Origin of the sequence: Bernardetia sp. MNP-M8, from assembly GCF_037126285.1 — a bacterium.
In the GTDB taxonomy this organism is placed as follows: domain Bacteria; phylum Bacteroidota; class Bacteroidia; order Cytophagales; family Bernardetiaceae; genus Bernardetia.
In genome coordinates, this window is sequence record NZ_CP147012.1 from 1,390,973 (window position 1) to 1,413,032 (window position 22,060).

The following is a 22,060-nucleotide window of genomic DNA, read 5'->3' on the forward strand; positions in this document are numbered from 1 at the left end:
TAATCACATTTTGTGATGTCTTCTATTTTTTTATTAAAAATTAAATTTATACAAAAAACATTGTTTTAAAATATACTGTTATACTTTTAGAATTATATTATTACCAATTCTATTTTTTATAAACTTTTAATTTAATTTTTCAAACTTATGTTTAGCTTAAAAGAAAAATCTATTATCATTACAGGGGGCGCAATGGGACTTGGCTATGCTACTGCCGAACTTTTTGCAGAGCAAGGCGCATACCTTACTCTAGTTGATTACAACGAAGAAAAACTAGAAGAAGCTAAAAAGGAACTTTCAAAGAAATATTCAGATGCGAAAATACTTACTGTAGTGGCTGATGTTTCGAAAGAAGATCAAGTAAAAAACTATGTAGATAAAACTATAAAAGAATATTCTCGCATAGACGGACTCTACAATAATGCAGGAATTGAAGGAGAGACAGCTTTACTTACAGAATACGACATGGATGCATTCAAAAAAGTAATTGACATTAATTTGATGGGTGTTTATTATGGAATGCGTTATGTAATTCCTGTTATGCAAAAACAAAAATATGGTAGAATTGTAAATGTAGCTTCAGTAGCTGGTATTCGTGGTGTCAAAAATGAAACACCTTATGTGGCTAGTAAGCATGCAGTCTCTGGTATGACAAAAAATGCAGCTTTAGAATATGGACAAGACGGAATTATGACAAATGCTATTGCCCCTGGTGCAATTGTAACACCTATGGTAGAAGAAGCATTTAAGAAAATTAATCCAGATAATCCAGAATCTGCTAAAAAAGAATATGCAAAAGCAAATCCGACTTTAAAACTAGGTGAGCCAAAAGATGTTGCTACCTTAGTGGGTTTCCTTTTGAGTGAAGAGTGTAGTTATGTGAGTGGACAGGTGATTGCTGTAGATGGTGGACAATCTAGTATTTATGGAGATGTATAATAAAGATATTCTATAATAAATTAGAAAGCCATTTTTATCATTTTTTGATAGAAATGGCTTTTTACTTTTTGTAGTATAAAACTGTATTAAAAATCTAAAATATCATCTATAAAATCACAAGCAAAGAACCCACAGAAATCAATATCCACAATATTATACCTAATGCCAACGGTCGCCAACCTACTTTTTTAATTTTTTCGATAGACAAACTAAGACCAATCAAGAAAAGTGTCGTAACAAGAAGTTTTTTGGCAATCCAAACCAAATAAGGAGAGTATTCTGTTACAAAAGGAATATATGTATTTATCAAAATAGCTACTACAAAAAGTCCGATAAAATAAGGAATAGTGATTTTTGGAGGTATTTTTTTAGATTTATCATTTTTAGTTAGCTGTTCAGACAGATTTTCTTTTTCTGAATTATGTTCCTCAACTTTATTTTTTGTATAAAATTTAGAAACCAACACAGAAAGCAGAACCAAAGGAATAATCCAAAGTGCACGAACAAGTTTCAATGTCGTTGCAATCTTCAACGACTCATCACTAAAGCTCTCTGCTGCACCTACAACCGAACTAGTATCGTGAATAGCAACAGCTACCCACATTCCAAAATCTTGAGGTGAAAGGTTGAAAAAATGTCCTAGAACAGGAAAAACAAGCAATGCAACAGAATTCAGAAGAAAAACGACACCCAAAGACACCGAAATATCAGAATTATCAGCATCAATTACAGGCGAAAATGCAGCAATAGCACTCCCTCCACAAATAGCCGTTCCGACAGAAATAAGTTGAGCTAATTTATTTTCAACTTTCAAAATTTTTCCTAGAAAAAGCCCTCCTGCAAGTGTCAGAAAAATACTACTGACAACCAAACCAATTCCATTTTGACTTGCCGAAATTGCCATTTGAAGATTCAGACCAAATCCCAAACCCACAACAGCAACTTTTAGAAGCTGTTTTGTTGCTTTTGCAGTTTGATTTGGAAAAGGGTTTTTTAGAAAATGGGCAAATAAAAGTCCTGCTACAAGAGCAATAGGACTATCAACAACAGGAATCCAACAGGCAAAAAGACAAGCAAAAAATAGAAAAGGAATAAGTTTATGTTTCAAAATTGTTGTGTATAGGTGTAGTTTGTAAGCTACAAATTTACTGGCTTTTAATGAAAACACTTTTTGCAGGAAAGTTTTATTTTAATAGAAAAAAGATTCTTTTAATAAAAATTATCACTTAAAACCCAACTCTACCCAAATAGGAATATGGTCAGAAATATAACGAGCATCTTTTAGGCTACTGTAATCTTTATAAAAATGAATTACTTCAGCTTTTTTGATATTAAATGCTCTCGTTTCTACAAAAATATTATCATATTCTTCATTTAATGGATTTCCATCTTTTTCTTTCATTCGAAGACTTGTTTTTTGACCTTTGAAAGCTGCCACAAAAGAACGGTTTCTGAGTCCATCAAATGCTTCATGCTTTCCATCAAGATTAAAGTCTCCCAAAATCAAAATATTATCTGTTTTGTATCTATTTGGAATTTCTTCTAAGAAAACTACCTCTTTTTCAGGGTCTTTACTTGTCGGAACAGCGTGAAAACTACCTATCAATACAGTATTTGTAGTTTTGGATTTAGATACAATTTCAAATCTTGCCATATAAGGTTCTCTATCTACTTTAGCTTCAATGCTTTCTTCTAACCAGTCTTTTTTTAGAGAAATTTTAGCATTTTTGGTAGATGTTTTCCATACATACGCATACCGTTCTTTGCCATCTCCTGAAGTAGGTTCACTTATTTTGTACTCCCATTTACTTCCTGTTCTGTTTAGTTCATCAGCTAACTTTCCGACAGCACGAATTCCATATAATGAAGTTGAAACCTCTTGAATAGCTACAATATCATAGTCTTTTAACTTTTTGGCGATATATGCAATCTCTTCATTATCCTTTGACTTTCCAAAATTATATAAATTCCAAGATAGAATCTTGATAGTTTCACCTTTAGAATTATCCGAAAGAATTGGAGTATTATCATTTGAATTTTCTAAAGATCCACAAGACGAAACAGCAGAAAATAGAATAAAAAATGAGAGAAATAAAAGTATATTTTTTTTCATTAGTAGAGTTTTTTATAGAAGAATGGATTCAAATAATTTTGTTTGAATCCATTTATAATTATTTGACTACAATAATACTAATTTTCTATCTCATATCAGAAAAGACTTCCACTTTGCAAATCAAAATTATTTACACAATTAATCTAAAAAAAATGTAATTCCTACTTGAAAAGAAAGCATATCAGTTCTGGTTTTTTTAACATCATAAATAAATTCGTCTGGAAATAATGGGTCTGGATAGATAGAATTTTTTGTCAAATATTTTGCTTTGCTTCCTTGTGTATAAACAGCACGAATATCTAGTTTTATCTCCTCTGAAAGCGATACTAACACTCCTCCAGCACCTCCATAGGCAAAAGAAAATCCATCTTGTTCGATAAATGAATTTATATCTTCTCCATCTTCTTCTTCTGTCGTTCTTGTATAAATATATCTTCCTCCTAAAAGTCCATCAGCATACGGATAAATAAAAGAGTCTACCCAACGAGGCTTAAAACGTACCATTGCAAAACTCTCAAAAATATTATTATTTGTATTCAATGTATAATCAAATCCATTATTATCTATATAATCTTCTGATTGCATTCCATAAATCATATAACCTGCATCTAATCCTAATGAAACAACAGATTCATCTTCAGTAAGTGGCACAAGTAGCATTCCACCAATACCAAAAGCAACAGATTCATTATTTTGAGCAAACTCTTCTAATGGAAAACCTGTTTGTAATCTCAGATTAAATTGCACTTGGGCAAAAGTTTCTTTAGAAGAAAAAATAAACACACTTAAAATAATAAGAAAGGTAAAATAAAAACGAGGTGAGAATAAATTGTGTAATTTTGTAGAAAGTTTATAAAGTGATGCTGCTAGATTTTTCATAAATTGGTAATTAGTTTGTAGTTGATAGTAATGATTAATTTTGAGATGCAACTCTTTTTGAGTTTTCGAACTCTATTTAGTGGTTTTACAATAAGTAAGTACTTGAGCAAAATTATCTATACATTTTTATTAGACACTAAGTTCATAAAGAACCCATAAGATGAACTGAAAATCAGCGTGGCTAAACTACTTTTCAAAACACTCTTTTTAAGTCTGTTTTGTTTAGATGGTCAATAAAAATTAAATACAGTAATATTTTTCAGATTATACTCGTAATTTTTAATTCGTAATTCGTAATTGTTGCTAAAATGTTTGTCAAATTATTTTCTAAAAAAAATCCTCGTTCGGATTTAGAACTTATTGAAGCCTATAAAGAAACCCGAGATAATAAATTTGTGGGAGAACTTTTTGAGCGTTATACCCACTTGGTATATGGTGTATGTCTAAAGTATCTTAAAGATGAAGAAGACAGTAAAGATGCTGTTTTGCTTATTTTTGAAAAGTTATTGACCGACCTTCTACGTTTTGAGATACAAAACTTCCCTCCTTGGTTGCATCGTCTTACTCAAAATTATTGTTTGATGTATTTGCGTCAACGTCAGAGAGAATTTAAACGAAGTGAAGATTATTTTACAAATCAAGATGACAATCGTATGGATTCTGACCCAGATTGGCATCTATCTAATAAAGGCGAAAAACACGAGAAAGAAGAACGACTCACTAGCATCGAAGATGCATTACATACACTCAATCCTGAACAAAAACAATGTGTAGAGCTTTTCTTTTTAGAAGAAAAAAGTTATCAGGAAATTGTAGAGATTACAGGTTTTTCACTTTCTAAAGTAAAAAGTTTTCTTCAAAACGGAAAGCGAAATATTAAAAAACAGTTGGGAATCTTAACTTTAATTTGTTGGCTTCTGTTTATGTAATAAGTAATGTAGCCTTTAGGATGCGCAAAAATGTACAACATACTTTAACAAGTATGCAACAGAAAATTAAATAATTACTATTTTTAATTTTCGCTCAACTAAAAGTCAATAAATTATAGTCGTAATTTTTAATTAGCTTCGCTGCTTTTGCAGGTCGTAATTCGTAATTGTTCTTATAAGTTTCTAAAATGATAAAATAATGAGCCAAACACATACTAATAGAGAAAAAAAGATAAGGAGCATTTTAGAACGCTCTTCAAATATTGATGTCCAAACTTTACAAAAATATATAGATAAAAAACTTAATAAAGAAGAATTGCATGAAGTAGAAAAACAACTTCTTAATTCAGATTTTGCTACTGAAGCTGTAGAAGGTTTTTCTAATGCTGATTTTAAAGTAAATATTGCTGCCAGTACAAATCAACTCAATGCAGAAATTAGAAATTATAATAAGGAGAGAGGTTTTTATAAACGAGATTACAGAGTTTTTTACGCAGCAGCTTCAGTAGCTTTAGTTTTTGTAGTTCTTTTTGGACTTTTTAGGTTAGTTAATACTAATGTTTCTTCGGAAAATATGGCTATGCAAACTAAAGTAGAGCAATCAGAAAATCCAAATACTAAAAATAATGACTTAGCTTTAAATGAAGAAACGACAATATCTGAAGAAGAAGAAAATGCCCTTGTAGAAAAACTTAAATATGAGAACTTAGAAGAGTTAAAGACAAAAAAGAAATCCAACCAAAGTAACTCACAAGCTGAAGACAATTTAGCTCTCAATATGGATAAAGAAGAAAAAGTAGCAAAAGAAAAAGATTTTTCTACTTCTGATGTTTGGATTCGTAAAAAAGAGAAAGTAGAAACTGAAAATAACGATATTAATTTAACTGATTCGGAAAAAAACATAGTTGCTTCTCCTACTGTAAGTGCGAATAGACAAATGAATTATGATTCCTCTAATGCAGCAAACGCAGATCAATTAGCTGATGATGACTATAATTTCTTTTCTGACACCTATAAAAAAGATAATTTAAGAAGAAGTCAGAAATCGCCAAAAGAAATATTGTTTGATGCTATGCAATCTTATGAAAACAAAAAATATACTGAGGCAATTCTTCTTTTTGATTCTTATTTAGTTACCAATCCAAATAATGCACAAGCATTATATTTTGGAGGAATGTCATATTATGAAAATCATAATTATAAAAAATCCATTCCTTTATTAGAAAAATTCTTAAAGCAAAAATCTGATATTGTCTATCAAAAAAATAATCAAGATGCTGAATGGTATTTAGCTAATTCTTATTTAAAGGTAAATCAAAAACAGAAAGCAAAAACTGTTTTACAAAAAATAGCTAATTCTAGTAGTAAATATTCAAATCAGGCTAAAGCATTATTGAAAAAATAATTCATAAATGATATTCATTTTTGTTTTAACAACTAGTAAAATAAAATCCTACTGCACCCTACTTTTTTTAAAAATATTTTTGGCTCTTCCGACAATTTAACGAAATTATAAAATAGTGTGCGTTCGTTTTAGCTTCGCTGAGGGTTACACCGTTCTCAAAAACGAACGAAAGGCTTCCTCAGAAGCGTGATTTAAGCAATATCACGCTTCTGAGGAAGCCTTTCGTTCAACTCTAGGGAGTTGAGCACACTATGTTTCGCTAAAAAGTCGGAAGAGCCATATTTTTTAGTTGCAGCGCAACGTAATATAAGTTAGACTAAAAAAGGTATGATTTTAGATTGCAAAAATCCTAATCTCTTCTTCTTTTTCTTTCATTATTTAGTTTAATAATTCTTCCCAAAGCAAAAAACCTATTCTTACTTAAAAGAATAGGTTTTTTATTATTTATAAAAGATCAAAATCAGATTGAGAATTAGAGTTGTTTGTTCTCATTATCTTCATCCAAATCTGTTGTATCTTTATCTGTTTTAGAATCAATAGTCGTTTCAGGTGTTTTCTGAATTTTAATTCCTTCCTGTTTTTGTTGTTTTTCAAGACTTGCTAATTTCTCTTCAAAAGGCAAGTTAGATTCAGGAGTTTCAGAATATGGAATATTCTGAGGAATAAAATCTTCTTTTGCTCCAGGTTTACTGTAATCGTAAGGCCAACGGAATACTTGAGGAATTGCTCCCACCCAGTTACCGTGTCCAGGAAAACGAGGAGTTGTCCATTCTAATGTATTTGATTTCCAAGGATTTGCAGGAGCTAAACGACCTTTAAACATAGAGTAAACGAAGTTGAATACGAATACAAACTGTGCAAGGAAAGTTAAGATAGCTGCCGTACTAATAAACATATTCAAATCTGTAAACAAACCAAAAGGCTCAAATGCAGTATGAGAATAATAACGACGAGGGAAACCAGCTACACCGATAAAGTGCATTGGGAAGAATATTGCATATACTCCAATAAATGTTGTCCAAAAGTGGAAATAACCCATTTTAGCATCCATCATACGACCAAACATTTTTGGAAACCAGTGATAAATACCAGCAAGCATACCAAAGAATGAAGCAGAACCCATTACAAGGTGAAAGTGAGCTACTACGAAATACGTATCGTGTAATTGAATATCAATCGCTGCACTTGCCAAGTGAATACCTGTAAGTCCACCAACAATAAAGAGTGAAACTAAACCAATAGAGAAAAGCATAGCTGGAGTAAATACCAAGTTACCTTTCCAAAGTGTAGTGATATAGTTAAACGCTTTTACAGCCGAAGGAACTGCAATAATTAGTGTCAAGAACATAAAGATAGTTCCCAAGAAAGGATCCATACCTGTTACAAACATGTGGTGCGCCCAAACGATAAACGAAAGAACAGCAATACCAATAATAGACAAAATCATGGCATGATAACCAAAGATTGGTTTTCTTGAGTTTGTAGCAATTACTTCTGATGAAATTCCGAGAGCAGGTAAAAGTACAATATATACTTCTGGGTGTCCTAAGAACCAAAATAAGTGTTGGAACAAAATTGCGCTACCACCTTGATTTGGAAGTGCTTCTCCACCAATATAAATATCAGATAAGAAGAAACTTGTACCAAAACTACGGTCAAAAATCAAAAGTAATGCTGCTGAGAACAAAACAGGAAATGATAAAAGACCAATAATAGCAGTAATAAAGAATGCCCAAATAGTAAGAGGCATACGATTAAATGACATACCACGAGTACGCATATTGATTACTGTAGAAATATAATTGATACCACCCAAAAGAGTTGAGATGATAAACAATGCCATACTAGATAGCCAAAGTGTCATACCTAATCCAGAACCAGGCATAGCCTGTGGTAATGCACTAAGTGGTGGATAAATTACCCATCCTCCAGATGCAGGACCTGTTTCAATAAATAAAGAGTAGAACATAATTAGTCCAGCAGCAGCAAAGAACCAATAAGAAAGCATGTTCATGAACCCTGAAGCCATATCTCTAGCTCCAATTTGTAAAGGAATCAAGTAATTACTAAATGTTCCACTAAGACCTGCTGTAAGTACGAAGAAAACCATTATCGTACCGTGCATGGTTACAAGAGCTAAGTAAAATTCTTTATCTAATTTTCCACTCGCATCTATCCACTTACCCAAAATAGGTTTTAGGAAAGATAAATCTGCGTCAGGAAAACCGAGTTGCAGACGGAAAATTACAGACATACCTACTCCTATCATTGCCCAAAATATTGCTGTAAACAAAAACTGTTTTGCAATTACTTTGTGGTCAGTAGAAAAGATATAGTTCGTAATAAAATTTCCGTGATGCTCATGGTCGTCATGATGTTCCTCATGGACGAATCCATGATTATCAACATCGTAATGTAGAACATCTTGTCCGCTTGCTTGATGTGTTGTATCAGCCATAATTATTTGCGGTATTTATTGTAAAATAGATGTATTAAAATTTGTTTTTTTATATTCAAGTATTGTTGTCCTAATAGAATTATTTAGAAGCAAGATTAGAAGGAATATTTTTGATTCCTTGTTCTTTTAAATAATCTACATTTTTAGCAGCCCAAGCTTCTTCAGAATCATACCATTTTTGGAATTCATCAGCTTCTAAAACAGAAACTTTCATAAACATAGCAAAGTGGCTTCCTCCACAGATTTCAGTACAAGCTAATGTATATTCAAAAGCATCCCAGTTTGGATCACCTTTTTCTTTTAATTCTACTTTTACATCTTCTGCTGTTTTCGTTGGTGTAAACCAAAACTGTGTTGGCATACCAGGTACTGCATCCATTTTTACTCTAAAGTGAGGTAAAAATACACTGTGCAATACATCACGAGAACGGATTTTCAAAAGAACAGGTCTATTTTTAGGAAGACGCAATTCGTTGTACATAAAATCATCATAGTTAGACTCATCAGCTTCAAAATCCATTCCCATAGAGTTTGTTCCATCAGTCTTCATATAATTGAATTTACCAATTTTTCCATCTTTTCCTCCATAACGTACTTGCCAGTTAAACTGTTTTCCCATTACTTCAATAGCTAAAGCATCTTCTGGAGCAGGGTCAGTAATATCAGACCAAACAGTCCAACCTGTAACAACAAGAGCAGTCAAGACAATAGCAGGAACAATAGTCCAAGCAATCTCTAATTGGTTATTGTGAGGAATAAATGTTGCTCTTTTGTGTTCTTGATAACGATACACATAAGGGAAAAAGAATAATAAAATATGTGTTACTATGAAAACAAAGAAGACAACAGCTGTAGTTAGCCAAAATAAAAAGTCAATTTGTATTCCATGTATAGACGACGATTCAGGTAAAATATATTTTACTTTTTCAGAAAATCCATAAGCGAAAATAGAAGCGAAAAGCACGAAAAAGAATACAATAAATAAAATTGCATTTACTTTATTTGACATTCCCACTCTGCTATCTCTAGCATTTGGTTCTTTGACATCCTTCGCTACACGCACCAGCATGAATACACGATAGATGAGAGCCATTAAGACGAGGAACAGAACGCCGACGGCAGCAATAAGTAATCCGTTCATTTGTATAGGTCAGTTAAAAGTTTTATTAAAATTATAATTCTTATCTATATAGTAATTATATACTGTTAGAAAAAATGTTTTGTTAAATTTTATTAATTATACCGTAATGGATATAAATTTCAACTTCATTTTTCAAACTTAAATGTATATAAATTTATGTAAGTCTTTGAGAAGTAAGCAGTTTGTATTAGAAAAAGGTTTTCAAAAGTTTCAATTATTTTTGAAAGTTTTATAATAACACTCTGTTTTCTCTTTATATGATACAAAAATAAGGTTTTTAAAGCAATTTAAAAACCTTATTTCAGTTTAATTCTTACTTTGATTCACAATTTATAATGAATCTTATTTTGTGTTTACTATCTAAGCAAATCCTAAGTCTCGTGATTGTAAGCCTCTTCCAAGAGTGGGTGATTTTTTGCAACTAGAGGAGCTTTAGCTAAAGACATTCCTACTAAATAAGCAAATATACCTACAAATATAAATGGCATTCCAATTTCTAAGAAACCAAATGAACCATGCTCACGAAGCGTTCCTGGAGTAATCATTTGGTAAAAATCAAACCAGTGTCCGATAATTACAGCAATACAGATTACTTTTAAGATAGTCATTTTACGTTTTGCATTACGTGTCATCAATCCAAAGAATGGAATAATGAAGTTTACAAGTAAAATAACAAGAATATATTTTCTATAAATTGGACTAGAAAGACGCTCTACATAATAAGCAGTTTCTTCTGGAATGTTTGCATAATAAATAAGCAAAAACTGACTAAACCAGATATATGTCCAAAAAATACTAAATGCAAATACAAATTTGCCTAAATCGTGTAAATGGTTTTCATTGATAAATTTCAAGTAACCAGCTTCTCTAAGCATCACGACAGTAAGTGTAATTGCAGCAATACCAGCTACCCACCAACTTGCAAAGTGATACCAACCAAACATAGTACTAAACCAGTGTGTATCAATAGAAAGTGTCCACCACCAAGCAGCAACTGAAGAAGTAACTCCAAAGAATACTACAAATGCAGCAGATAATTTCACCATATTACGGTAATGTTTTCTGATTTGTGTAGGACTTGTTGCTCTATCTTCTGCTAGTGAGTTCTTACGAGTAAAGAAGTGGAATAAATACCAACCTCCAATAATTACAATTGAACCTCCAATGAAAAAAGGAATATTTAAAAATCCTTGTTTTCCTACAATGATAGAATCATATTCAGGTGTATTGAGGGCATACAATGAGCCATCTGTCCAGTGAAAAATTTCATGGTAACCCCATCCAAAAGCGATAAGGAATAAAATTAGACCAACAGGTAAGAAAGAAGCAAATGCTTCGGGAACACGTTTGAAACCTGCCGACCATCCTGCCATAGCAATATATTGGATAGCTACCCAAAAAACTCCAATTACAGAAAGACCTACAAAGAAGATAACATTAATCCAAAGATTTACTTTTACTCTTTTTGTCCAATGATATGCATGATGTCCTCCTTCTGCTGCATGTTCTCCATCAGCATGAACAGCTTCAGGATTTTCTAGCGAAGAAAGTTCATTTCCAGTCATTTCTATGGCAGCATGAGCTTCTTCGTGATGCCCAGAATCAGTAGCCATAAAAAATAGCCCAACTAGGGAAAATAGTACGCCTATCCCTATGATGATAAATATAGTTCGTTTTGCTTTTGCTGAGAAGACAAACTGTTCGTTTAGAGCCTCTCTGTCAAAATGATGATCTTTGTGTGCAGCCATTGCGATTGATAAAGTTTATGTATAGTCTGCGAAATAATTTCTAAAGACAGTTAAGTAATTTTCTATTAATTGAGTAGATTTCCTTACTTATAAAACAAAAATCAAATGAACTCCTAATCTTTATATTTGTAATTACACTACGCAGATTTTCAGTTCGTAATTGATAATTCGTAATTCGTAATTGTTTCTACGGTTTTCCTTGTTGTAATTGTTGTACATAACGCACTACTTTCCAACGCTCTTCTGGATTAAGCTGAACTTTTACAGGCCACATACGACCCTTTCCATAGGTAATTACATGGAAAATCCAACCTTCATTCAAAGTCTTATAACGACCTGCTGTATAGTTTGGAACACCGTTATAAACAGCTCCTACTTTACCGTCGCCTTTGCCTTCTGCACCATGACAGGCTGCACAATATGTCAAGAAAAGATGTTTTCCATCTGCTAGTACTTGCTCGTCATCTTTTGGTAGAGGGCTTGTCCAAGTTTTAGAAGCAAGTTCTACACTATCTCTGTGCATTTCATAAAACATAGACGTTCCTTGTAACTCTTCAGTTTGGTATTTCTGACGTTTTACTGTACCCACAGGAGGCATAAGCATGTTAGTAACTTTTTTTCTTAAATCAGGATTTTCTGCCAATTCTTCTTTTGTATAGTATCCATAAATAGATGCTGGAGAAGTATTGAAATAATCATCAAATACAGAGTACCAATGATTTTCGTTTTCCACTACTTGACTAAGTGGCTCGTAAGGAACAGAATGATACATTTGAGGTGCATATTCAACTCCTGGATAATTTTCTTCTGCTCCACAACTTGCTAAAAGAGTCATCATTGCAACTCCCAAGACAGCGTATAAAGTAGAAAATGTAAATGTATTAAATAGCTTCATTGCTTTTATTTTTTATACTAAATTAATCTGTATAATCAGATAGGTAATAAAATTATTTAGGACGGCTCGTAGAACGCACCCCATGCTTAAATAAATCACCCAAGTATTTGAAGAAAGAAGGGTTATTTTCTTCTTCTGTAAAGTCTTTACGATTTACTTCTTCTGCACCTGCTTCTTGCAAAACAGCTTTGATGTCTGCTTCTGAAAGACTGTTTTTTGCCAAATCAATAGCTACAATATGTTTATCATCTGTACTACGACGGTCAAAAATACGAGGAACTTTATGAGGTTTCAAATCTTGTGAAACCAAGAATGAACCTACCATTCCGAAGGCAGAAAAAAGAACAGTCATCTCAAAAGATACAGGAACAAAGTCAGGAATAGAGATAAAAGGCTTTCCACCAATAATCATAGGCCAAAGTGCGCCCATCATACCTGTTTGCATCGTAATTGCACAAGTAGTTCCTAATGCTCCAAACATAAAGGCTGCCTTTGGAAGCCAAGAATGTCCATATCCTAAGTTTTTCTCCAATCCGTGAACTGGATAAGGGTTAAATACTTCGTAGATAGAGATTCCTTTTTCACGAATATGATCAACACCGTGTTTAAGGTCATCTTCATCACTATATACGCCTAGTATATAGTGTTTATCTACTTCCATTGTATTTGATATATGTGCCATAATTTTAATGTTTATATCTGATTCTCTAATTTGTTTAATTAATTGTGATTAAGAAATTAAACAACATCAAAAGGATCTTTAATGGTATCTCTGTTTTTGTAAACGTGGTGATTAGATGATTTCAATACTGCTTTTACTTCTGCCATGTTTATCACAGGGAAAAACTTAGCAAATAAGAAAAAGAGAGTAAAGAACAATCCAAATGAAAATACATAACACATTACATCCCAAAGTGTCGGACTAAAATATGTCCAAGAAGAAGGAAGGTAATCATTGTGAAGCGAAGTAACAATAATTACAAAACGCTCAAACCACATTCCGATATTTACAATGATAGAAAGAATAAACGTAAAGACGATACTTGTACGAAGTTTCTTGAACCAAAATACTTGAGGAGAAATTACGTTACATGTCATCATTGACCAATATGCCCACCAGTAATCTCCTGTTGAACGGTTGATAAAACAGTATTGCTCATAAGGAACACCTGAATACCAAGCCATAAATAACTCTGTTATATAAGCAATACCTACAATTGAACCTGTTACCATAATGATAATGTTCATTAGTTCGATATGCTCTAAAGTAATATAATGTTCTAATTTATAGACTTTACGAGTAATAATCATAAGAGTAAGTACCATCGCAAAACCTGAGAAAATCGCTCCTGCAACAAAGTAAGGAGGGAAAATTGTTGTGTGCCACCCCGGAATTACCGAAGTTGCAAAGTCCATACTTACAATCGTATGAACCGAAAGTACCAAAGGCGTAGAAAGACCAGCCAAAATCAATGACATAGCTTCATAATGAACCCAAGCCTTTGCACCACCTACCCAGCCAAGACTAAGCGCACCATAAAAAATACGACCAAAACGAGTAACAGCACGGTCACGAATAGTCGCAAAATCAGGCACAAGTCCCATAAACCAGAAAACTAATGATACCGAGAAATACGTTGAGATGGCAAAAACGTCCCAAAGAAGTGGAGAGTTGAAGTTTACCCAAAGAGATCCAAATGTATTCGGAATTGGTAATACCCAATAAGCTCCTAACCAAGGACGACCCATGTGAATAACTGGCCAAATAGCTGCACAAATAACGGCAAAAATTGTCATTGCTTCTGCTGCACGGTTAATGGCAGTACGCCATTTTTGACGGAAAAGCAAAAGTACGGCAGAAATAAGTGTACCTGCGTGACCAATACCTACCCACCAAACGAAGTTGGTAATATCCCAAGCCCATTGTACAGTTTTGTTCAAACCCCAACGACCAATTCCGTTCCAAAGCATATCTCCTAAGAAATAGCCTCCTGCTACAAGCAGAAATAAAGCAAAAGCAAAAGCACCCCACCACAATGGAGCTGGACTATCTTCTACTCTTCCTGCAATATCCTTTGTAATGTCGTGATAGGTCTTACCACCAGTTACTAAGGGTTCTCGTACATCTGATATTATTTGCATGATGATGTAATAATGTTGTGATGATTATCTAATTATTTTCTTTATATATTTTTGAAATTAAGATTTGTAATTAAATATTAATTACAAATCTTAATTATTTTTTATTTATCAGTAATGGATTTAAGACTGTGCAGCCTCTACCATATCTTCAGCTGATTGAGGAGTTACACCAGAAGGAACAAATGCTTCTTCTTGGTTACGAACCTTAGTCAAATACCAAACATTCGGACGAGTATTAATCTCGTGAAGAACATTATAAGCACGTTTGTCTAACTCAGGTTCTAATACCTTCACAATTTCACTGTTTCTGTCATTCAAATCTCCAAAAGTGATTGCATTTGTAGGACACGCACTAGCACAAGCAGTAACTACTTCGCCATCACGTACCTTACGGCTTTCACGTTTTGCAGCCAATTTACCTTCTTGGATTCTTTGTACACAAAGTGAACATTTTTCCATTACACCACGAGAACGAACTGTAACATCAGGATTCAAGACCATTTTACCAAGAGCATTGTTCATGTTATAATCAAACTCTGAGTTATTGTGGTATTTGAACCAGTTGAAACGACGAACTTTGTAAGGACAGTTATTAGCACAATATTTTGTACCTACACAACGGTTATATGTCATTTGATTAAGACCTTCTGAACTGTGAGTAGTTGCAGCAACTGGACAAACTGTTTCACAAGGTGCATTATTACAATGCTGACACATCATTGGTTGGAATACAACCTCTGGATTTTCAGAAACTGCTTTCAATTTAGGATAATCAGAAGCCCCTGGACTTTCACCTGGTGCTAATTTAGTTGATGAAGTATAATAACGGTCGATACGCATCCAGTGCATTTCACGACGATTTTCTACCTCAGTCTTTCCAACAATAGGAACATTGTTTTCCATACTACAAGCTACCAAACAAGCCGAACACCCTGTACAAGTGTTCAAGTCGATAACCATTCCCCAGTGATGGAGATTATATTCAAAAGTATCTGCTGCATACTCATCACGCTCACGCTGACGAACTAACCAGTTATCTTCTGTCCCTGGTTTTGCAGTTTCTTTTTTATCAAATTTAGCAATTTCGTCTTTATCAGAACCGTAGCCATCACTATCAATATCCCAAATTGAAATATCAGTAGGTTCTACTTTCTTACCATCCATAGTAACTTTAGGATCGTATTTTTTAGCTATCAAATTATCCACATCTTGATAATCTTTCAAGATAGCTTCTTGAATAATCGTCTCACGACCTAAATAAGTTTGGTGAGTTTGAGTACGAGCAATCTTTTCAGTATCGCCTGCAGCTTCAATAGTTACGCCTTTTGTACGTGTATATTGGATAAAACCATCACGCATAGAAAGCATTTTGTAAGCATTTTCTCCTCTTGCCTCAACAGAAACTTTTCCTAAGTTATTATTTTTGTTTTTGTCATCATCAGCTTTATGTCCATAGCCTAACGAAATTGCAATCGTATTAGCTGGCATACCTGGCTGAATAATCACAGGAAGAGTATATTCTAAGCCATCAACTTTGATTTTTGCCTGAGAAGTTTTTACTTCAACAGTTTCAAATCCAAGTTCAGCAGCTTTTTGCATAGAAACAAGAACAGCATGTCCCCAAGTCAATTTTGTGATTGGGTCTGGTGTTTCTTGAATCCAAGGGTTATTTGCCATTGAACCTGTTCCCATTACAGGAGAAGGATAAACGACTAACTCTACTTCACTTCCTTGTGCAGGAACAGTAGTGGTATAATTCTTTTTGATATTTGCATCTATGCTAGACCAATCAGCATCTGCATAAACTAATTCTTTTGACATTTCTGTTACAGGAACACCTACAATTTCTTGTGCTGTAACTGTCTCTTGATCTACTACAAAATCATTTTTAGAAAACTCTGTATCTACAATTGTAACCCCATTTGAAAGACTATCAGTTGTAACAGTAGTTTCTGATACTAAAGGAGTAGCTTCTGTTTCAGATGCAGAAGTAGAAGACTTCATTTTGCGAGTATAAACTCCATCATGAAGTACTTTTTTCCAGAAATTCTCAAAGTTCATTCCTTTCATAGAAAGACCTTTGTTTTTCCATGTTTTACGTAAATAGGTGTAATAGTCACCTTCCATTCCTGCCCAAGCCATCAAGCTATCTTGAAACTGACGAGTATCAAAAATTGGATTGATAGTAGGTTGAATAAGACTTAAATGACCAGCTTTTGGTTCTGCATCATTCCAAGATTCTAAATAGTGACGGTCTGGAGTAAGATATGTACAGAAATTTGCTGTTGCATCAACTCTGTCTGAAGTAGAAACTGACAACTTAGCTTTAGGAAGAGCTGCTGCAATATCGCCTCCTCTTGGGTGGTCATAAACAGGGTTACAATTGTAGAAAATTACACTTGCACCTCCTTGTAAATCTTTTATAAAATCTGTCATTTGCTTATCATCACCTTTGCGCTGATAAGAAGGATTTTGCATATCAATCGTTTTGCCGTAGCTTCCTAATTTTTGATTGATTGCATTGACAAGTTGCTGAACATCTGGGTCATTTGATCCAGAAACTACAAGAGCTTTTCCGTTTGCAGCTTTAAGATCTTTGAGAAGTTGTTGATAATTTTTCTCTAAAACAGCATTTTCAAATTTGAAAGAACCACCAGCGTTTCCACCAAGTGCTTTATACAAAGCTGCTACAATTGCACCTTCTTGTGATGGAGCAATTGGCAAACGATAATCTGCTGAAGCTCCTGTATTTGAATAAACAGATTCAATTTGATAATGACGAGACATCGTTTTTTTCTTATCCGAAATCTTACGAGTCTTAGCATATTGTACCGAATGCTCTACTTGTGAAAGCCAAAAGCCTAAAAAGTCAGCATTAATAGAAACAATAAGCTCTGCTTTATCAAAATTATAAGAAGGAACTACTTTTCTTCCAAAACTACGGAAGTTAGCCTCCATCATACCAGAAACAGAAACAGGGTCATACGACACATGTTTTGCTCCAGTTTTAGCACAAAATTCATTTATAAGTTTTTGAGTTGTCGGACTTACAACAGTCTGACTAACTAAACGAAGATTAGAACCAATTTTTGAAGAAATTTCAGCATCAACTGTTTTCCAATCTGTTTTTTCGTTATTTTTTAAAGGATGTTTTACTTTCTCATTGTCATATAATCCTAAAACAGATGCACTAATACGAGCATTTACTTTTCCTTTTGAAAGAGGAGAAAATGCGTTTCCATCTGCAAAAATAGGACGACCTTCACGAGTTTTGATAACTACTGGACTTGCCTCGCCACCATCTACAAATGTAGAAGCATAATAGTTTGGAATAGTAGGAACTACTTCCTCAGGTGCAGTAAGATATGGAATAGCATTTCTGACAGGAGCTTCACAAGCAGTCAAAGAAACTGCTGCTACACTGAATCCCATCACTTTTAAGAAATCACGACGAGAACTTTTAGTAATATCATCGTCATCTTCTTGTGTATTGTCACCATAGGCATCTTTTATTTTAAGATCCTGTGGAAATTCTTTTTCAGCGTTTTGGATAAATTCAGGCTCGTTCTTTAATTGTTCGATGCCCTTCCAATATATGCGTTCACTTAATTTCATTATAGTAGGTTTAAGTAGTTGAGCGATAAATTAATAGTGACATTTAGAACATTCAAGCCCACCAATATCTTCAACTTTGAGTGGTTCTTTAGAAGTAGAATTATGCAACTTGATAAGATTATCATAATAATCATTTCCTTTTGCATTTACATCCCATTCACGGTGGCAGTTGACACACCAACCCATAGTAAGTAGCGACACTTGTTGCACTACTTCCATTTCTTTAATATTTCCATGACACGTTTCACATTCAATACCACCCACTTTTACGTGTTGAGAGTGATTGAAGTAAGAAAGGTCTGGTAAGTTATGTACACGAACCCACTGAATAGGTTCATTTTTTTCAATAGCATTATAAATTTTTTGAATCTCTGGAGAACCACGACGAAGTTCGCCATGACAGTTCATACAAACATTTGCAGAAGGAATGACGGCAGACTTGCCTTTTTCTACTCCTGAGTGACAGAATTTACAATCAATTTCATAATATCCTGCGTGAAGTTTGTGAGAGAAATTAATCGGTTGAGTAGGAGCATATCCTTGCTGAACACCGATTGTCCAAAGTCCTGCAAAAAGTTCTTTTGCGCCTACAGCTACCAGCACGAATAATACGACACCAATAAAACCTGGGCTTGTAAAGAAGGCTTTGAAATCAAATATAGATTGAGTAACTACTGTATTTTCATCTTCTTCTAGTTTTTCACGCTTCAAATAGTTAGAAAGAACTGAAGTAAGAACAACTAATACTAAAGCAACTACCAATAAGATAGCAATAAGAGCGATTACAATTCCTAATAAAAGACCTGAGTTTGCTGCTCCTCCTTCTTGTGTAGTTCCTGTTTGTCCTCCTCCATTATCAACAACAGCAACAGGCACTGGAACAGTTTTGATATAGTCTAAGATAGAAGCAACTTGATCATCAGAGAAGAAATCATGGTTTGGCATCATTTGTCCATACTCTTTATAGAGTTTGGCTGCATATTCATTTCCTCCTGTGATTGTCTTTTCAGGATATTTAATAAAGTTGATGATAGCTGCACGACTTGGCCAGCGACCTTCTGCACCATTCAATGCAGGACCTACCACTTTTTTGTGGACAGCATGACATTGAGCACAGTTTCCATCAAAAAGTTCTTTTCCTTGTGCAATTACTTCAGGACTTGCTCCAGCAGTAGCATCTGCACCATCTGTGGCAGCCGTGTCAGTTGTTTGTGCTGTTGAATCTGCACCATCTTGAGCATAACACTGTGTAGAAAGTGTCATTACAGTAGAGAAGACCAAAAGCATCAAGACAAAAGCAAAAGCACTTCCTGTAACATTTCTTTTAAAGCTTCGTTTGAATGAACGTGCCTTATCAGAATATGACTTTTGTATTAGTAGTTGTTTGAATAACATATTTTTTAAATAATATAGGTGGCAAGCACAAAATAATATGAAGATAAATGATATGAATCGCCTTCTTTCTTTCAAAAAATTGGCTAGTATATTTAGCTATTATGAGACTGTGCTGTTTTCGTTTACAAAATTAGTATGCGTATTGGTTTTTATCAATGTTTATTTCAAATTCTATCGAATTTTGTTTTTTAACAAAAAACATTAACTTACTGATTTACAGATTGTTGTGATTTTTTAAGTTTTCTCAAAATCTAATTTAAAATGATTCTAAATAATTTTAAGTTCTTTTTTCACTTGTTTTTCTAAAAAACAGAAATTTATAGTGATAAATAAAAGGTTAAAGATTGATACACTTATCTAGTAAGACGTTCATTTTCTAATCTTTCTTCTTCTAATTTTAAAGCTCTTACTATTAGAGATAAAAATAGTTTAAAAAAAATTAAACAATTTCAAATAAACTTATTGTTTACTTTATTCTGTCTATTTCTAAGAGCCGTAAATTACTACTCAAAAGTATTTCTTTTATCTTTAAAAACAAAATTAGTTTACTTGTTAGTTCTAGTTAGTTTACGAGTAAAATTGAGTATCAAAAACAGTGAAGAGTTTTATTTAGAGAATAATAGTAAAAATATTCTAGTGTCGCTTTTTTTGCTAGTTTTTTTTCTTATCTTTGCGTCTTAGTTTTCGAAAACGCTAAACCATAAAATTATGTCAGTTACTAGATTAGAACGCAAATTGAAGCGTCGTCGTCGTGCATCTGTTGCACGTGACAAGATGCTCAAAAACAATAACTTTGTTCCTCCAATGCTTAATGTAGATGTTGAGGCAATCAAAGCAGAATTTGAGAAAAACAAAAAAGCGTAGGTCTATCTATAAAGACCAAAACATATAAAAAACCTTCACTCTAACTTTAGAATGAAGGTTTTTTTGTATCGAACAAAAAACCTATTTATTTTCTTATTTTCTGTATAAATAGGTTTTTTAAAGATTTTAGAAGATAATATTCTATTCTAACTTTCTGGAGTTGGAGGAGGAGTTGAAGCATCTGCATCTGTACTAGGAGAAGCATTTTGCGCCAATCCTAATTTAGCTTTCAATTCTAAAAGAGAAGCCGACGAAGAAGTTGAAGAGCCTGCACCCAATGCCTTTTCTACATCATCATCAATGGAAGTATTAAGTGATGCAATTTCACCATACGACTCTGCCAATGCCTCTTCTTGTGCTACTTTTTCTTTCATACGTTCAAGCATAGAAACTGTACCACTAGAGTCGATTTGCGACATCTGTTTATTAATTTTCTTTGTTGCAGAACTTACTTTAGAACGTGCTTTCAGGGTACGAAGCTCATTCTCATAAGTACCTACTTTTGATTTGAGCGTCTGAATATTTTGATTCATTTTCGAAACATGCTGCTCATGGGATGCCATTTCTTTTCCTGTACGGTCAGCTTGCTGTTGTGCTTCTTCTTTCTTACGGAGCATTTCAGAAGCCAAACGGTCAGCCTCAGAAGGGTCTAATTCACCAGTTTGTGCTTTTTGAAGTAACAAAACTGCTTTCTGCTCATAATTTTTAGACTGAGAAAGAAACTGTTGGTGATCACGTTTTGCACGGATAGCTAATGCTTTTAGCTCTGCTAATCCTTGAAGACTTTCGTTAAGGTTTCCTTTTAAATCACGAATCCCTTGTTCGGTCATCTTGATTGGATCTTCTAATTTATCTATTGCGCTATGAGCTTCTGCTTTGCCCATGCTAAAAAGACGTTTGAATATAGACATATTTATAGTTGCTTTAAGGTTCTGTTTATTTTTTGAATTCTTTTTATTTATACTTAAAAGTATAAATAAATTAGTAATTATGCGATGCTAAATAATTGTATAGCAATTTAGCGAGATGAAATTACAACTTTTTGTTTGACTAAAAAGTTAAAAATTATATATCAATTATTAATTAATACATTTCTTTTACTGCATTTGCATCTGCTTTTGCGAACTCTAAAAGATGCTCTGAATATTCTGCCATCAATAATTTGAGTGAATTAATAGAACCTTCAAGTTCGTTTAGGTCTAGATTTTCGATTTGAAGTGTATCCCTAAAAAGCAATTTTCTTCCTGTTTCGTCAAGCGAAAAAGCTCCGTGTACGATTTCTCTATTTTTTTGAAGCAAACGAGTAAGTGTTTTCTCGTCGACGTGTTTTAGTTCAAGAATATACTGCTCAATAATTAGAATAGGATCTTCACAATCGACTACTAAATTACGAATGCCTTCTTCTTCATCGTTAATAATAAAAAGTTGTTCTTCAGCATCTTCTGCTGTGATGTCGTAGCCGAGTTCTAGCAAGTAATCTTTTACAATCTGAAAGTGGTCTTTCATACAAGTTGATAAGTTAAATTTGATTGAATGT

At 33.5% G+C, this 22,060-nt stretch carries 17 protein-coding genes; 4 read left to right on the forward strand and 13 right to left on the reverse strand.

The genetic code is table 11. The features are described from left to right. Positions 1-147 precede the first annotated feature (147 nt). Entirely contained in the window at positions 148-939 is a 792-nt protein-coding gene (locus V9L04_RS05775; protein WP_338793137.1) for a glucose 1-dehydrogenase, read from the forward strand. A gap of 106 nt (positions 940-1,045) precedes the next feature. On the opposite strand, the gene V9L04_RS05780 is transcribed toward V9L04_RS05775, so the two are convergent. The 3 genes from V9L04_RS05780 to V9L04_RS05790 all read right to left on the reverse strand — a co-directional run bounded on the left by V9L04_RS05780 (position 1,046) and on the right by V9L04_RS05790 (position 3,931). Then, positions 1,046-2,047, reverse strand: coding sequence for a putative sulfate exporter family transporter (locus tag V9L04_RS05780; protein ID WP_338793138.1), 1,002 nt, complete (start codon positions 2,045-2,047; stop codon positions 1,046-1,048). A gap of 114 nt (positions 2,048-2,161) precedes the next feature. Then, on the reverse strand, positions 2,162-3,052 hold the full coding sequence (locus V9L04_RS05785) for an endonuclease/exonuclease/phosphatase family protein (protein ID WP_338793139.1): 891 nt from the start codon (positions 3,050-3,052) through the stop codon (positions 2,162-2,164). A 138-nt stretch (positions 3,053-3,190) separates the two neighbouring features. After that, on the reverse strand, positions 3,191-3,931 hold the full coding sequence (locus tag V9L04_RS05790; protein ID WP_338793140.1) for a hypothetical protein: 741 nt from the start codon (positions 3,929-3,931) through the stop codon (positions 3,191-3,193). 308 nt (positions 3,932-4,239) lie between these two features. On the opposite strand from V9L04_RS05790, the gene V9L04_RS05795 reads away from it, so the two are divergent. Together V9L04_RS05795 and V9L04_RS05800 are read left to right on the forward strand one after the other, a co-directional pair. Continuing rightward, on the forward strand, positions 4,240-4,860 hold the full coding sequence (locus V9L04_RS05795; RefSeq protein WP_338793141.1) for an RNA polymerase sigma factor: 621 nt from the start codon (positions 4,240-4,242) through the stop codon (positions 4,858-4,860). Between the two features lie 199 nt (positions 4,861-5,059). Further along, entirely contained in the window at positions 5,060-6,265 is a 1,206-nt protein-coding gene (locus V9L04_RS05800; RefSeq protein WP_338793142.1) for a tetratricopeptide repeat protein, read from the forward strand. Between the two features lie 472 nt (positions 6,266-6,737). Here the strand turns inward: V9L04_RS05800 and V9L04_RS05805 are convergent, their stop codons facing one another. The 8 genes from V9L04_RS05805 to V9L04_RS05840 all read right to left on the reverse strand — a co-directional run bounded on the left by V9L04_RS05805 (position 6,738) and on the right by V9L04_RS05840 (position 19,659). Then, entirely contained in the window at positions 6,738-8,723 is a 1,986-nt protein-coding gene (locus V9L04_RS05805) for a cbb3-type cytochrome c oxidase subunit I (RefSeq protein ID WP_338793143.1), read from the reverse strand. A gap of 79 nt (positions 8,724-8,802) precedes the next feature. After that, positions 8,803-9,864 carry a cytochrome c oxidase subunit II gene (locus tag V9L04_RS05810; RefSeq protein WP_338793144.1) on the reverse strand — a complete coding sequence of 354 codons (1,062 nt, stop codon included), beginning with the start codon at positions 9,862-9,864 and terminating at the stop codon, positions 8,803-8,805. A gap of 371 nt (positions 9,865-10,235) precedes the next feature. Next, positions 10,236-11,612, reverse strand: a complete 1,377-nt coding sequence (locus V9L04_RS05815) for a quinol:cytochrome C oxidoreductase (protein ID WP_338793145.1) — start codon at positions 11,610-11,612, stop codon at positions 10,236-10,238. 187 nt (positions 11,613-11,799) lie between these two features. Then, a complete protein-coding gene (locus tag V9L04_RS05820) occupies positions 11,800-12,507 on the reverse strand; it encodes a cytochrome c (protein WP_338793146.1) in 708 nt (235 codons plus the stop codon). 52 nt (positions 12,508-12,559) lie between these two features. Further along, positions 12,560-13,189, reverse strand: coding sequence for a DUF3341 domain-containing protein (locus V9L04_RS05825; RefSeq protein ID WP_338793147.1), 630 nt, complete (start codon positions 13,187-13,189; stop codon positions 12,560-12,562). Positions 13,190-13,245: 56 nt separating this feature from the next. Next, on the reverse strand, positions 13,246-14,649 hold the full coding sequence (gene nrfD, locus V9L04_RS05830; protein WP_338793148.1) for an NrfD/PsrC family molybdoenzyme membrane anchor subunit: 1,404 nt from the start codon (positions 14,647-14,649) through the stop codon (positions 13,246-13,248). A gap of 120 nt (positions 14,650-14,769) precedes the next feature. Beyond that, positions 14,770-18,264: a TAT-variant-translocated molybdopterin oxidoreductase gene (locus V9L04_RS05835; RefSeq protein WP_338793149.1), complete on the reverse strand. Its 3,495-nt coding sequence runs from the start codon at positions 18,262-18,264 to the stop codon at positions 14,770-14,772. 30 nt (positions 18,265-18,294) lie between these two features. Next, positions 18,295-19,659 carry a c-type cytochrome gene (locus V9L04_RS05840; protein WP_338793150.1) on the reverse strand — a complete coding sequence of 455 codons (1,365 nt, stop codon included), beginning with the start codon at positions 19,657-19,659 and terminating at the stop codon, positions 18,295-18,297. Between the two features lie 708 nt (positions 19,660-20,367). Here V9L04_RS05840 and V9L04_RS05845 point away from each other — a divergent pair. Next, entirely contained in the window at positions 20,368-20,523 is a 156-nt protein-coding gene (locus V9L04_RS05845) for a hypothetical protein (protein WP_014798305.1), read from the forward strand. Positions 20,524-20,669: 146 nt separating this feature from the next. Here V9L04_RS05845 and V9L04_RS05850 read toward each other — a convergent pair whose 3' ends face one another. Further along, entirely contained in the window at positions 20,670-21,434 is a 765-nt protein-coding gene (locus V9L04_RS05850) for a PspA/IM30 family protein (protein ID WP_338793151.1), read from the reverse strand. 172 nt (positions 21,435-21,606) lie between these two features. Further along, entirely contained in the window at positions 21,607-22,029 is a 423-nt protein-coding gene (locus tag V9L04_RS05855) for a molecular chaperone Tir (RefSeq protein ID WP_338793152.1), read from the reverse strand. Between the last annotated feature and the right edge of the window lie 31 nt (positions 22,030-22,060).

Excerpts from the sequence above, each read along its gene's own strand:
- V9L04_RS05800 (WP_338793142.1), top strand. The coding sequence starts at position 5,060 with ATGAGCCAAACACATACTAATAGAGAAAAAAAGATAAGGAGCATTTTA.
- V9L04_RS05840 (WP_338793150.1), bottom strand. The coding sequence starts at position 19,659 with ATGTTATTCAAACAACTACTAATACAAAAGTCATATTCTGATAAGGCA.
- V9L04_RS05855 (WP_338793152.1), bottom strand. The coding sequence starts at position 22,029 with ATGAAAGACCACTTTCAGATTGTAAAAGATTACTTGCTAGAACTCGGC.
- V9L04_RS05815 (WP_338793145.1), bottom strand. The coding sequence starts at position 11,612 with ATGGCTGCACACAAAGATCATCATTTTGACAGAGAGGCTCTAAACGAA.
- nrfD (WP_338793148.1), bottom strand. The coding sequence starts at position 14,649 with ATGCAAATAATATCAGATGTACGAGAACCCTTAGTAACTGGTGGTAAG.
- V9L04_RS05835 (WP_338793149.1), bottom strand. The coding sequence starts at position 18,264 with ATGAAATTAAGTGAACGCATATATTGGAAGGGCATCGAACAATTAAAG.
- V9L04_RS05805 (WP_338793143.1), bottom strand. The coding sequence starts at position 8,723 with ATGGCTGATACAACACATCAAGCAAGCGGACAAGATGTTCTACATTAC.
- V9L04_RS05795 (WP_338793141.1), top strand. The coding sequence starts at position 4,240 with ATGTTTGTCAAATTATTTTCTAAAAAAAATCCTCGTTCGGATTTAGAA.
- V9L04_RS05845 (WP_014798305.1), top strand. The coding sequence starts at position 20,368 with ATGTCAGTTACTAGATTAGAACGCAAATTGAAGCGTCGTCGTCGTGCA.
- V9L04_RS05820 (WP_338793146.1), bottom strand. The coding sequence starts at position 12,507 with ATGAAGCTATTTAATACATTTACATTTTCTACTTTATACGCTGTCTTG.
- V9L04_RS05790 (WP_338793140.1), bottom strand. The coding sequence starts at position 3,931 with ATGAAAAATCTAGCAGCATCACTTTATAAACTTTCTACAAAATTACAC.
- V9L04_RS05850 (WP_338793151.1), bottom strand. The coding sequence starts at position 21,434 with ATGTCTATATTCAAACGTCTTTTTAGCATGGGCAAAGCAGAAGCTCAT.
- V9L04_RS05810 (WP_338793144.1), bottom strand. The coding sequence starts at position 9,864 with ATGAACGGATTACTTATTGCTGCCGTCGGCGTTCTGTTCCTCGTCTTA.
- V9L04_RS05825 (WP_338793147.1), bottom strand. The coding sequence starts at position 13,189 with ATGGCACATATATCAAATACAATGGAAGTAGATAAACACTATATACTA.
- V9L04_RS05775 (WP_338793137.1), top strand. The coding sequence starts at position 148 with ATGTTTAGCTTAAAAGAAAAATCTATTATCATTACAGGGGGCGCAATG.
- V9L04_RS05785 (WP_338793139.1), bottom strand. The coding sequence starts at position 3,052 with ATGAAAAAAAATATACTTTTATTTCTCTCATTTTTTATTCTATTTTCT.